We start from the raw sequence: 13976 nt of genomic DNA, 5'->3' as shown, positions 1-13976 counted from the left end.
CGCTGCGCCAACGTCTCGGGGGGTCCATAATTCCGATGTGCGGGCAATTCGGGTGCTTCTGGTCGATGACGCTGCGCTCGTGCGTGAAGGAATCGCCCGGCTGCTCGGCGAGGAAGGGCTCGAGGTCGTCGCCCAGCTCGCGGACGCCACGAGCCTGGTCACCGCCGTGGAGGAGACCCGACCGGACGTGGTGATCCTCGACGTACGGATGCCCCCGACGCACACCACCGAAGGCCTGGACGCCGCCGTCGAGCTCAAGCGGACCCACCCCCGGGTGGGCGTGCTCGTGCTGTCCCAGTACGTCGAGACGCGCCATGCCCTGGAGCTGCTCACCGGAGGGCAGCGCGGCGTCGGCTACCTGCTCAAGGAGCGCATCGCCAAGCCCGCGGACCTGGTCGACGCCCTGGCGCGGGTGGTTGCCGGAGGCACCGTGATCGACCCGGACGTCGTACGACGGGTGATCGAGACGCCGCGGCGGGCGGACCCGGTCACCCGGCTGACCCACAAGGAGCGCGAGGTCCTCACCCTCGTGGCGGAGGGGCACTCGAACGCCACCATCGCCGAGCTCCTGGACTCCAACGTCCGCACGGTGGAGACGCACACGAGCCGGATCTTCACCAAGCTCGAGCTGGAGATGAGCGCCACGACCCACCGCCGGGTACTGGCCGTGCTGGCCCATCTGCGGGCCGGCTCGTCGCCTGCTGACTGAATCGCGCGCAGCCCAGGTGGCAGGCCAGGTGGCAGTCCAGGTGGCCGGTCGCCATTCGGGCTACGTGCCAGCACGGACGACAGCCGGCGACGGACGGTCATACGTTCCCCCTGAACCAACAGGGGTTCTGACTCGGGTCGCCATGGGGCAGTCCGGCGACCCCTGACCAGGCCCTCCGCTCCCCCCTCTGGAGGGCTTGTGCCTTTCCGCCAGCTGTTCCGCCCGGCGGGCTATGTCGCCGTGACCCTTTGTCTCGCGTCCACCGTGCTCGGCGGTGTGCTCGTGCCCGCCAGCGGTGCCGCTGCCTTTGCCGCGCGCGCGAGCGTGTCGCCCGGCATCCAGTACCTCGGCGACTCCGCCGGGACCACGTTCACCTTCACCATCTCGAACACCAGCACCACGCAGTCCATCGGTGCGGTGGAGATCGACCGCCCCGGGAAGTCGTGGACGATCACGGGCTGCCCCGGTGCGCCGGTCGGCTGGACAGCGCAGCGCTCGGACACGATGTGTCGCTACCGCAGCGGGGCCTCCCTCGCCGACGACATCGCACCCGGTGGGGAGAGCTCGGCCTTCAAGGTCACCGCGACGTCGTCGGCCGGGAGCCAGAACCTGACCGGGACCTGGCCTGTGGTGGTCAGCCGAAACGGGACCTTCGACAAGAAGGACACGTTGGCCGCTGCCGCGGCGGCCCCGCCGGGCCTCGGCATCACCGTGCACTCCTTCCAGGTGCTCGACGTCGTCGTCGATCCCGAGACCACCACGCCCGGCGATCCCTGCCCCACGGCGAGCAAGTCGGCCGAGTCGGCCAGCACCGGCCACACCCTGGTGGTCTGCGGACGCAACCGCACCACGGGGACCCTGACTCCGACGGCCGCTCGATCGAGCCTGGCGGGGACGTTCATCAGCAGTGCCGACGACTTCACCTCCGGGCCGATCGCACCGACCACCGACAGCCGGATCCTCGGCTCGTGGGAGGACGTCACGATCGCCACCGCGCTCGGTGACGACAAGACGGTCATCGCCCGGATCGGATCGGCCACCAACCGGACCTCGCCGCTGACCACGCTGGAGGACTACGAGATCACCAGCGCCGGCGCCAACACCGACCCGGTGGCGGACGACGACGAGGCCACGGTGGCCGAGGACTCCAGTGGTGTCACGGTGGACGTGCTGGGCAACGACAGCGACGCGGACGGGGACGCGTTGTCGGTGTCGGCGATCGACGACGCCGCGACCGACGGCATGGTGACGAACAACGGCACGGACGTGACCTATGACCCGAACGGTGCGTTCGACTCGCTCGGTGCTGGTGAGTCGGCGACGGACACCTTCGAGTACACGGTGTCCGACGGGAACGGCGGGACCGACACCGCGTCGGTGACGATCACGGTGACCGGTGTCGCCACGCCCAACACCGATCCCGCGGCGGTGGACGACGTGAAGACAGTTGCCGAGGACTCCTCGGGCGTGGTGGTCGATGTGCTGGACAACGACAGCGACGCGGACGGGGATGCGTTGTCGGTGTCGGCGATCGATGACACCGGGACCGATGGGGCGGTGACGAACAACGGCACGGACGTGACCTACGACCCGAACGGTGCGTTCGACTCGCTCGGTGCTGGTGAGTCGGCGACGGACACCTTCGAGTACACGGTGTCCGACGGCAACGGCGGGACCGACACCGCGTCGGTGACGATCACGGTGACCGGTGTCGCCACGCCCAACACCGATCCCGTGGCGGTGGACGACGAGAAGACAGTTGCTGAGGACTCCTCGGGCGTGGTGGTCGATGTGCTGGACAACGACACCGACGCGGACGGGGACGCGTTGTCGGTGTCGGACATCGATCAAACAGGGACAGACGGTGTGGTGACGAACAACGGCACGGACGTCACCTACGACCCGAGCGGCGCGTTCGACTCATTGGGTGTGGGGGAGTCGACCACCGACACGTTCGGGTACACCGTCGCCGACGAGAGCGGGGGCACCGACACCGGGACCGTGACGATCACCGTCACGGGTGTCAACGGTGCCCCCGTGATCGCGGACATCGAGACCGCGGCACTGGGCTACGTCGAGAACGCGCCAGCGACTCCGCTGACGGCGACGGGAAGCGTGTCCGACGTCGACTCCGACGACTTCAACACCGGCACCTTGACGGTGAGCTTCAGCGCCGGTGGCCAGGCCGAGGACCGCCTGGCCGTCCCGGGAGGTACGACGATCGGCACGGTCTCGGGCGGCACCAACGGGAGTACTCCGTTGGTGGTCACCCTCAACGCGACGGCGACACCGGCCGCCGTACAGGCGCTGTTGCGGAGCGTGACCTATCGCAACGTGTCGAACGCCCCCTCCACGGTGGCCCGCACCGTGCGCTTCGTGGTCACCGACGGGGACGGCGGCACCAGCGCTCCGGTCACCCGAGGCATCACGGTGACTCCCGTCAACGACGATCCGGTCGCCGCGAACGACGCTGCGACGGTGGCCGAGGACGCGGGTACGACGGTGATCACCGTGCTGGGCAATGACACCGATGCCGACGGGGACACGTTGGCGGTGGTCGGGGTGACCGGCACGCCCCAGGGAACGGTGACCAACAACGGCACCGACGTGAGCTACGACCCGAACGGCGCGTTCGACTCCCTGGGCGCCGGGGAGACCGCGACGGACACGTTCGGCTACACCGTCTCCGACGGCCACGGCGGCACGGACACCGCGACGGTGACGATCACCGTCACCGGCGTCGCGACCGCCAACGTGCCGCCGGTCGCCGTCGACGACTCCGCGACGGTGGGCGAGAACGACGGTCCGACCGTGGTCGCGGTGCTCGGCAACGACACCGATGCCAACGGTGACTCGTTGGCGGTCCTGTCGGTCAACACGATCGGGACGACGGGGACGGTGACCCACAACGGCACCACCGCCAGCTACAGCCCGAACGGCGCCTTCGAGGCGCTCGCTGCCGGTCAGACCGTGTTCGACACGTTCCGCTACACCGTCTCCGACGGCAACGGAGGCACGGACACCGCCATCGTGACGATCACCGTCACGGGCAGCAACGACGCACCCGTGGTCGCGGGCATCGAGACCGCTGGGCTGGACTACACGGAGAACGACGTGGCGATGCCGCTGACGGCGACGGGCACCGTGGTCGACGTCGACTCGGACAACCTCGCCACGGGCACCTTGACGGTGAGCTTCACTGCCGGTGGCCAGGCCGAGGACCGGTTGGCGCTCACGACCGGTACGTCGCCGATCGGCACCGTGGTGGGCGGCAGCAACGGCAGCACCCCGCTGGTGATCACCCTCAATGCGCTCGCGACGCCGGCCGCTGTCCAGGTGCTGTTGCGGAGCGTCACCTATCGCAACATGTCCGAGAACCCTTCCACCGCGGCGCGGACGGTGCGGTTCGTGCTGACCGACGGCGATGGTGGCACCAGTGCCCCGGTGACCCGCGGAGTCACGGTGACGGCTGTTGATGATGCGCCGGTTGCGGTCAACGACACCGCCACGGTGGGCCAGGACGCCCCGGCAACGGCTGTTCTGGTGCTCGCGAACGACACCGACGTGGACGGGGGTCCGAAGACCATTCCGTCCGCGAGCGATCCGGCCAACGGGGTCGTGGTCCTGACCGGTGGCAGTGTGGGTGCGCACACCGGTCTGACCGGCAGCCCGGACACGTTCACCTACGTCCTCAACGGCGGCGACTCCGCCACCGTCTCGATCACCGTCGACTGCACGCCGAACACGGCGCCGGTGGCGGCGAATGACTCCGCGACCGTGGGTGAGAACGCCGGTCCGACGGTGGTGGCGGTGTTGGGCAACGACACCGATGTTGACGGGGACACGTTGGCGGTGACCGGGCTGAGTGGGTCCCCGTTGGGTCTGGTGACCAACAACGGAACCGACGTGAGCTACAGCCCGAACGGTGCGTTCGAGGCGCTGGGTGCGGGTCAGACCGCGACGGACTCGTTCACCTACACCGTCTCCGACGGCAACGGGGGAACGGACAGCGCCGTCGTGACGATCACGATCACGGGGGCGAACGACGCTCCGGTGATTGCGGCGATCGAGCCGTCGCCGTTGGCCTATACCGAGAACGCCGCGGCGACGCCGATCACCGCGAGCGGCACAGTTGCCGATGTCGACTCCGCGAACCTCGCCACGGGCACGTTGACGGTTTCCTTCACCGCCGGTGGTGCGGCGGAGGACCGCCTGGCCGTCGCGGGCGGTACGACGATCGGCACTGTCGTGGGTGGTACGAACGGCACCACCCCGCTGGTGATCACGTTGAACACGACCGCGACCCCGACGGCTGTACAGACCCTGCTGCGGTCCATCACCTACGCCAACGTCTCGAACAACCCGTCCACCGCGGCGCGGACGGTGCGGTTCGTGCTGACCGACGGCGACGGCGGCACCAGTGCCCCGGTGACCCGTGGCATCGCCATCACTGCGGTCGACGACGCACCGGTGGCGGTCAACGACACCGCCACCGTGGGCCAGGACGCCCCGGCCACGGCGGTCCCGGTGCTGACCAACGACACCGACGTGGACGGTGGTCCGAAGACCATCTCGTCCGCGAGTGATCCGGCCAACGGGGTCGTGGTCCTGACCGGCGGCAGTGTGGGTGCGCACACCGGTCTGCGGCAGCCCGGACACGTTCACCTACGTCCTCAACGGCGGCGACTCCGCCACCGTCTCGATCACCGTCGACTGCACGCCGAACACGGCGCCGGTGGCGGACGATGACACCGCGACGATCGGCGAGAACGCCGGTCCGACGGTGGTTCCCGTGCTGGTCGGCGACACCGACGCGGACGGCGACACCCTCGTGGTGTCGGCGACCGACACGACCGGCACCACCGGTGTCGTCACGAACAACGGCACTGATGTCAGTTACAACCCGAACGGTGCGTTCGAGTTCCTGGGTGCGGGACAGACCGCGACGGACTCGTTCACCTACACCGTCTCCGACGGCAACGGCGGCACGGACGACGCGACCGTCACCATCACCGTGACCGGTGTGAACGACGCCCCTGTGATTGCGGCGATCGAGTCCGCCCCGTTGGCCTACACCGAGAACGCGGCAGCAACCCCGATCACCGCGACCGGCACCGTGGCCGACGTCGACTCCGCGAACCTCGCGACCGGCACCCTCACCGTCGACTTCTCCGCGGGTGGCCTGGCGGAGGACCGCCTCGCTGTTGCTGGTGGTACGACGATCGGCACGGTCTCGGGTGGCACGAACGGGACCACCCCGCTGGTGATCACCCTCAACACGACCGCGACCCCGGCCGCCGTACAGGCCCTGTTGCGGAGCGTCACCTACGCCAACGTCTCCAACAACCCGTCTACGGCTGCGCGGACGGTGCGGTTCGTGCTGACGGACGGCGACGGTGGCACCAGCAATGCCCCCACCCGCCAGGTCAATGTCTCCGCCGCGAACGACGCCCCCGTGATCGCGGCCATCGAGTCCGCCCCGTTGGCCTACACCGAGAACGCAGCGGCGACGCCGATCACCGCAACGGGCACCGTTGCCGACGCCGACTCCGTAGACCTCGCCGCGGGCACCCTGACCGTGAGCTTCACCGCTGGTGGTGCGGCCGAGGACCGCCTCGCTGTTGCTGGTGGTACGACGATCGGCACGATCGTGGGTGGCACGAACGGGAGCACCCCGCTGGTGATCACCCTCAACGCGACGGCGACGCCGGCCGCCGTACAGGCCCTGTTGCGGAGCGTCACCTACGCCAACGTCTCCAACAACCCGTCCACGGCGGCGCGGACGGTTCGGTTCGTGCTGACCGACGGCGACGGTGGCACCAGCGCACCCGTCACCCGCGGCATCACGGTGACGGCCGTCAACGACCTCCCCGTGGCGGTCAACGATGCTGCGACGGTCGCTGAGAACACCGGTCCGACGGTGGTCACGGTGTTGGGCAACGACACCGATGCTGATGGGGACACGTTGGCGGTCAGCGGCCTGGGAGTCGGTTCGACGCTGGGCCTGGTGACGAACAACGGCACCGACGTGAGCTACAACCCGAACGGTGCCTTCGAGGCGCTGGGTGCGGGTCAAACCGCGACCGACACCTTCACCTACACGGTGTCCGACGGCAACGGTGGCACGGACACCGCGGCCGTGACGATCACGATCACTGGCGCGAACGATGCCCCGGTGATCGCGGCGATCGAGGCGGGCGCCCTGTCCTACACGGAGAACGCGGCCGCGACGCCGATCACCGCGACCGGCACGGTCGCCGACGTGGACTCCGCGAACCTCGCGACGGGCACGTTGACGGTTTCCTTCACCGCGGGGGGTGCGGCTGAGGACCGCCTCGCTGTTGCTGGTGGTACGACGATCGGGACCGTCGTGGGCGGCACGAACGGGACCACCCCGTTGGTGATCACCCTCAACGCGACGGCCACGCCGGCCGCCGTACAGGCCCTGTTGCGCAGCGTCACGTACGCCAACGTCTCCAACAACCCGTCCACCGCGGCGCGGACCGTGCGGTTCGTGCTGACCGACGGTGACGGCGGCACGAGCAACGCCGCCACCCGCGGCATCGCGGTCACTGCGATCGACGACGCCCCGGTGGCGGTCAACGACACAGCCACGATGAGCCAGGACGCTCCGGCGACTGCGGTCCCGGTGCTGACCAACGACACCGACGTGGACGGTGGTCCGAAGACCATCTCGTCCGCGAGCGACCCGGCCAACGGACAGGTGATCCTCACCGGCGGCAGCGTCGGTGCGCACACCGGACTGACCTACGAACCCGACCCCGGTTACTGCAACACCGGCGGCAGCCCGGACACCTTCACCTACGTCCTCAACGGCGGCGACTCCGCCACCGTCTCGATCACCGTGACCTGCGCGGTGAACGGTGCCCCCGTGATCGCGGCCGTCGAGACCACGCCGCTGGCCGTCACGGAGAACGACCCGTACGCACCCATCACCGCAACCGGCACGGTGACCGACTCCGACTCGCCGAACTTCGCGACCGGCACCCTGACGGTCGACTTCTCGGTCGGAACCCAGCCCGCCGACCAGCTCGGGATCCGCAACGAGGGCCTCGCTGCGGGGCAGATCGGTGTCTCCGGGTCCAACGTCACCTACGGCGGTACGACGATCGGCACCTTCGCGGGCGGCGTCTTCGACGCACTCGTGGTCAACCTCAACGCGAGCGCCACGCCCGCCGCCGTACAGGCACTGCTGCGCAACGTCACCTACCGGAGCCTGTCGGATGCACCGGCCCCGTCCCGCACCGTCCGCTTCGTGCTGACCGACGGGGACGGCGGCACCAGCAACGCGGCCACCCGGGCCATCACCGTCGCGCCCGAGAACGACCCACCGGTCCTGTTGATGGGTGACCCCACCCCTCTGGTGTACGACGCCGGCGACCCGGCAACCGTCATCACGCCCAACAGCTCGGTCAACGACCCGGACTCGGCCAACTTCGACACCGGCAGCCTGTTCGTCGACTTCCTGTCCGGCGGCCAGGCCGAGGACCGGCTGGAGATCCTGAACCAGGGCACCGGCGCCGGTCAGATCGGCGTGTCCGGAGCGAACGTCACCTACGGCGGTACGACGATCGGCACCTTCAGCGGTGGCTCGGGCCTCACGCCGCTGGTCGTCACCTTCAACGCCAACGTCACCCCGCCCGTCGCCCAGGCGGTGCTCCGCGTGATCACCTACCGGAACGTCGCGGCGAGTCCGGTGACCACCAACCGGTCCGTCCGCTTCATCATGGCCGACGGCGGCGGTGGCCTGACCGGGACCAGCGGTCCGGTCTTCCGCACCATCACGGTGAGCGCACCGGCAGCTCCGCCGGTGGTGACGACCAGCGCGGGCACGACGGCGTACACGGAGAACGGCGCGGCCCTCGTCGTCGACGGCGCAGTGACGGTCACCGACACCGACAACGCCAACCTGGCGGGTGCCACCGTCCAGATCACCGGCGGCCTCGTCAGCGCCCAGGACACGCTCTCGCTCACCCCGCCGTCCGGGATCACGGTCGGGTACGACGCCGCGACAGGGAAGCTCACGCTCAGCGGCAACGCCCTGGTGGCGACCTACCAGACCGCCCTGCGCGGCGTCCGGTACAGCAACAGCAGCGAGAACCCGGCGACCGCCAACCGCACGGTGACCTTCGTCGCCAACGACGGCACCGCCCCCAGCAACAGCGCGACGAAGACGGTCAGCGTGGCGGCGGTCAACGACCCGCCGTTGGTCGGGCTCGAGGGCGCCGTCCTGGCCTACACGGAGAACGCCGCGGCCACGCCGATCACCGTCACGGGCCCCCTCACGGACCCCGACTCCGCCAACTTCGCGGGCGGCACCTACACCGCCGACTTCTCCGTGGGCGGCCAGGCCGAGGACCGGCTGGCGATCCGCAACCAGGGCGTCGCTGCGGGACAGATCGGTGTCTCGGGCGCCAACGTCACCTATGGCGGTACGACGATCGGTACCTTCGCGGGCGGCAACCCCGGCACCACCCCGCTGGTGGTCACCCTCAATGCCAGCGCGACCCCGACCGCCGTCCAGGCGCTGCACCGCAACGTCACCTACGCGAACGCCTCGAACAACCCGGTGACCGCATCGAGGACCGTGCGGGTCGTGGTCTCCGACGGTGACGGCGGCACCAGCGGCGCGGGCATCCGCACCATCACGGTCGCCAGCGTCAATGACGCACCAGCCGTCTCGGTCTTCGAAGCCGCCGCGTTGGCCTACACCGAGAACGCGGCAGCGACCCCGATCACGGCGACCGTGACCGTCACCGACGTCGACTCGGCCGACTTCGCGACCGGCACCCTCACGGTGGACTTCTCCGCCGGTGGCCTGGCCGAGGACCGCCTCGCCGTCGCCGGGGGTACGACGATCGGCACTGTCGTGGGCGGCACGAACGGGACCACCCCGTTGGTCATCACCCTGAACGCGACCGCGACGCCCGCTGCCGTACAGGCTCTGCTGCGGTCCATCACCTACGCCAACGTGTCGGAGTCCCCGTCCACGGCCGCGCGCACCGTGCGAGCCGTCGTGACCGACGGCGACGGCGGCACCAGTGCCACCCGCACCCGGACCATCAACGTGACGGCCGTCGAGGACGCGCCCGTGGTCACCGCGAGCGCCGGGACGACGCCGTACACCGAACAGGCGGCGGCGACCGTCGTCGACCCGGGCCTCACTGCGACCGACCTCGATGCCGGCAACGTGACGGGTGCGACCGTCACCGTCGTGTCCGCGCTCGCCGGTGACACCCTTCACTTCACCACCCAGGGCACGATCACGGGCGTCTTCGCCTCGAACGTGCTGACCCTCTCCGGTACGGCGACCCTGGCCCAGTACCAGGCGGCGCTGCGCACCGTGCAGTTCTCCAACGCGAGCAACAACGCCCCCGGGGCCACCCGGGTGATCGGGTTCCGGATCACCGCACCCGTCGCGTCCAACACCTCGAACAAGACGATCGCGATCACCCAGGTCAACGATCCGTCGGTGGTCAACCTCGACGGCGCGGGCGGTCTGCCGTATGCCGAGCAGGCCGGCTCCGTGAACGCCTTCGGTCCCGCGGCGACCGTGGTCGACCCCGACTCGGCCACCCTGGCTTCGCTCAGTGTGACCGTCTCGGCCGGCTTCGACGCCAGCTTCGACACGGTGCGCCTCAACCCGACGATCACCGGCTTCACACCCACCTTCACCGGCGGCGTGCTCACGCTGACGCGTGCCGGCGGAACGGTCGCGGAGTACCAGAACGCCTTGCGCAACGTGCAGTTCGGCAACACCGACAACGACCCGGACCACCGCAACGACGGCACGCCCAATGCGCTCGACGCGAGCCGCACCCTGTCGGTGGTCGTGAACGACGGGACCCTCACCAGCTCGCCCGTGACCCGTGTCGTCACCATCGCGCCGATCAACGACGCGCCCGCCGCACCATCGGTGCTGCCGACCGTGGCTGGCGTACGCAACACCACGCTGGTCTCCGGCGTGACCACGCCCGAGCCTCATGTGGTCCGGTCCGCGGTGCCCTTCGTCGGCAACGCCGTCGACCCGGACAACCTCGAGTCCGCGATCTCGGTCGTCCCGGTCGATTCGGTGACCACGTCATCGGGCGGAATCATCGGCCTTCTCGCGAACGGCAGCCTGCGCTACGAGCCGCCCGCCAGCGGGACCCTGGCCAGCGACACCTACGCGTACACGCTCACGGACGGGACCTCCCCGAGCGCGCCGATCACCTTCACGATCAGCCTCAGCGGCGCCATCTGGTACGTCGCCGACCAGGCCATCGTCGGCGCGAACGGCACGGCGGTGCGGCCGTTCGCCACGGTCGCCGCAGCCCTGGCCGCAGCACCCGCTGGCCAGCCGGTCCACATCCGGCGAAGCTTCGGTGACGGCATCCTCAGCGGTGCCATCGTCCTCGGAGCGGGCGACAAGCTGCTCGGCGAAGGCGTCGCCCTGACGAACGTCGAGGTCGGTACGGCCACCGTGGAGACGCTGTTCCCCGCCACCGGCACCAGGCCGGTGCTCACCGCGTCCGGAGTCGACGTCGTCACCCTTGCGTCGAACACCACGGTCGCCGGAGTCAGCATCAATGCCGACGGAGCAGCCAACGGAGTCTTCGGCAACGCAACGGCCGGGGTCACGTTGCGCTCGATGGACGTCAACGACACGGGTGCGGCCGCGACCCAACCCGCGATCGAGACCACCGGCGTCGGCAATGGCCTCACCTTCACGTCGCCGGTTTCGTTGATCACCACGTCGGCCGGTGCGCTCACCCTCGCCGGCACCGCGCTCGCCGGCACCGTCAGCGTGCAAGTCAGCGGCAGCACCTCCGGCCCGGGCATCAGCCTGACCAACACCACGGGTTCTCTCACGTTCAGCTCCGCGAACATCACCGCCACCGGTCAGTCGGCCATCGTCCTGAGCAGCGCGGGGACGGTTCTCTTCCCGGCCGCCTCCAACGTGTCGGCCGTCAGCAATGGCGCCAAGGCCCTCGATGTCATCTCGACCAACCTCGGCTCCAGCGTGTTCGACCTCGTCACGTCCATCGCCTCGACAACGGGCGGGGTCAGGTTCAACAGCGTCTCGGGCACCCCGACGCTCGGTGACGGTGTCGGCACCGACGTCTCGTTGGACATCACGTCCGGTTCCACGCCGGCATTCGACATCGCCAGCTCGAACACCGTGACCGTCGACGCCGCTGGCACCGATGTGATCGTCGCCGTCGGGGGACCCGCCGTGGACATCCGGAACAGCCTCGGCTCGACGTATGGATTCGACTCGGTCAGCTCGACCAACAGCGCGGGCGACGGCATCAACCTCGACACCAACGTCGGGACGCTCTTCAGTGCAACCGGTGGTGTGATCTCCGGGGCTTCCGGGATCGGCCTCGACGTCAATGGCGGTGGTGCGGCCGGCGACGTGACCGTCAACACGCGCATCGAGAACGGGCCCGGACCGTTGAGTGTGGAGGTCACCGGCCGCGACGGTGGCGTGGTGACCGTCAGCGGCGACATCAGCGACGGCGCCGACGTCGGAGGCGGCATCGCCGTCACGGACAACAGCGGGGGCGCTGTGAACTTCACCGGCGCCACCAAGGTCGTGAATACGGGTACCTCCAACGGGGTCGTGCTGACCTCCAACAACGCGGCGACGTCGACCAACTTCACTGGAGGTGGCCTGAACGCCCTCGCCGGCGCAGGTTCAGGCTTCCTCGCGTCCGGCGGTGGCACGGTCACCGTCACCGGTGCTGGCAACGTGATCAGCACCCTCGCGGGAACTGCCCTGAGCATCACGAGTACGACGATCGGCGCGGCCGACCTGACCTTCCAGAACATCTCCGCGAACGGCGCCCCGAGTGGCATCGTGCTGAACAACACCGGGACGGTGGGCAACCTCAACGTCACCGGTACCGGTGCTGCGCCCACCGGCGGTCAGATCCTCAACACCACGGGTCCCGGCGTCTCGCTGACGGACACCGACGGGGCCTCGTTCAACAACCTCCGGATCGCAGGCACCAACCGCAGCGGTGTCCAAGGCGTCGGCGTCACCGGGTTCTCGTTCACCAACGGGATCATTCTCGGGGCCGGCGACTCGGCCGTGGACGACAACGACTCGTCCATCGCGTTCAACACCACCACCGGTGGCCAGAACAACAACGTCGACGGCGTCGTGACGATCACCGGCAACCAGTTCTCGCAGGCGTACGGCGGCGGCATCGACATCTTCAACTACGCGGGGACGATCACGAACGCGAACATCTCCAACAACCAGGTCTCCAGCCTCACCGACCCGGCTGTGTCCCGTCGCAGCGGCATTGCCCTGAACCTGTTCGGCTCGACGACGACGGTGGCCAGCCTGACCACGGCGACCATCTCCGGCAACACGGTCACCGGCTTCCCGAGCGGTGACGGCATCTCGATCCAGGGCGCCAACACCGCGAGCGCGTCTGCTCCCGCCGGCACCTACGGCACGCCGGGTGGTGCGCCCGTGACGATCACCGGGAACTTCGTCATCGGTGATCCGACGAACAAGATCAACGGCTTCGGCATCTCGGCCAGCGTCACCGGTCGTGGGCAGGGCAACTTCGTGATCACCAACAACGGCAGCGCCGGGAGTCCGTTGCAGTACATGAAGTCGTCGGCGATCGCCATCGGCGCTGCTGGTGACGTGACGGCGTACTTCACGGTGACGGGCAACCGGATCAGCGCGAACAACGGCTTCGGCAGCTCAGGTATCGCCCTCGGGGTCGACAAGAACATCCAGGCCGACCTCAGCACGCTCGCGAACGCGGTCGTGCGCGCCACGATCACCGGCAACACGGTGGCCAACACCTCCGGTGGCGGCCTGCGGGTGCTCAACCACGACACGAACGGCAGCCTGGACCTTCGGGTCGAGAACAACACGATCACCAACGTCCTCGGTCCCAACGCGGGCATCTCGATCGAGAACGGCAGCTCCGGCAACGTCGCCTACAACCCGACGATGTGCGCCAGCGTCGCGAACAACAACGTGGCCAACGGTCCGGCCGACGGCTTCGGCGACCAGGACCCCGGCATCGCGCTCAGGAAGGGAAGTACCAGCGCGACGACGTACAAGTTCGGCCTGGTCGGGCTGGCCCCGTCACCGGCGACCGCCCTGCAGACCGAGGCCTACGTGACCGGGCTCAACCCGCTGAGTGCCGTCGGAGCCGGCTTCTACGCAGGCAAGCGGGTCTACGCGACCGGCAGCAACTACACGAGCTGCACCCTGCCGCCGGGCGTGTGAGCT

Annotated in this window: 3 protein-coding genes; all 3 read left to right on the top strand. The window is 69.3% G+C overall.

The window, feature by feature from the left end; all coding sequences use genetic code 11:
- The first annotated feature begins 37 nt into the window (after positions 1-37).
- The 3 genes from ASD84_RS11375 (at position 38) to ASD84_RS11370 (ending at position 13973) form a co-directional block, all read left to right on the top strand.
- Positions 38-709 (top strand): response regulator transcription factor, encoded by a 672-nt coding sequence (locus ASD84_RS11375; protein ID WP_268788467.1) that lies wholly within the window; start codon positions 38-40, stop codon positions 707-709.
- 198 nt (positions 710-907) lie between these two features.
- Complete coding sequence (locus ASD84_RS24730; protein ID WP_082587100.1) at positions 908-5458, top strand: beta strand repeat-containing protein; 4551 nt, start codon at positions 908-910, stop codon at positions 5456-5458.
- The gene (locus tag ASD84_RS11370) at positions 5445-13973 is read left to right on the top strand and encodes a tandem-95 repeat protein (protein WP_235532840.1); all 8529 of its coding nucleotides are present in this window, start codon (positions 5445-5447) and stop codon (positions 13971-13973) included. Before ASD84_RS24730 ends, ASD84_RS11370 begins: the two co-directional genes overlap by 14 nt.
- Positions 13974-13976 lie beyond the last annotated feature (3 nt).

This window comes from Nocardioides sp. Root682 (genome assembly GCF_001427795.1).
Taxonomy (GTDB): Bacteria; Actinomycetota; Actinomycetes; order Propionibacteriales; family Nocardioidaceae; genus Nocardioides.
This window is presented reverse-complemented; position numbering and strand designations above follow the sequence as displayed.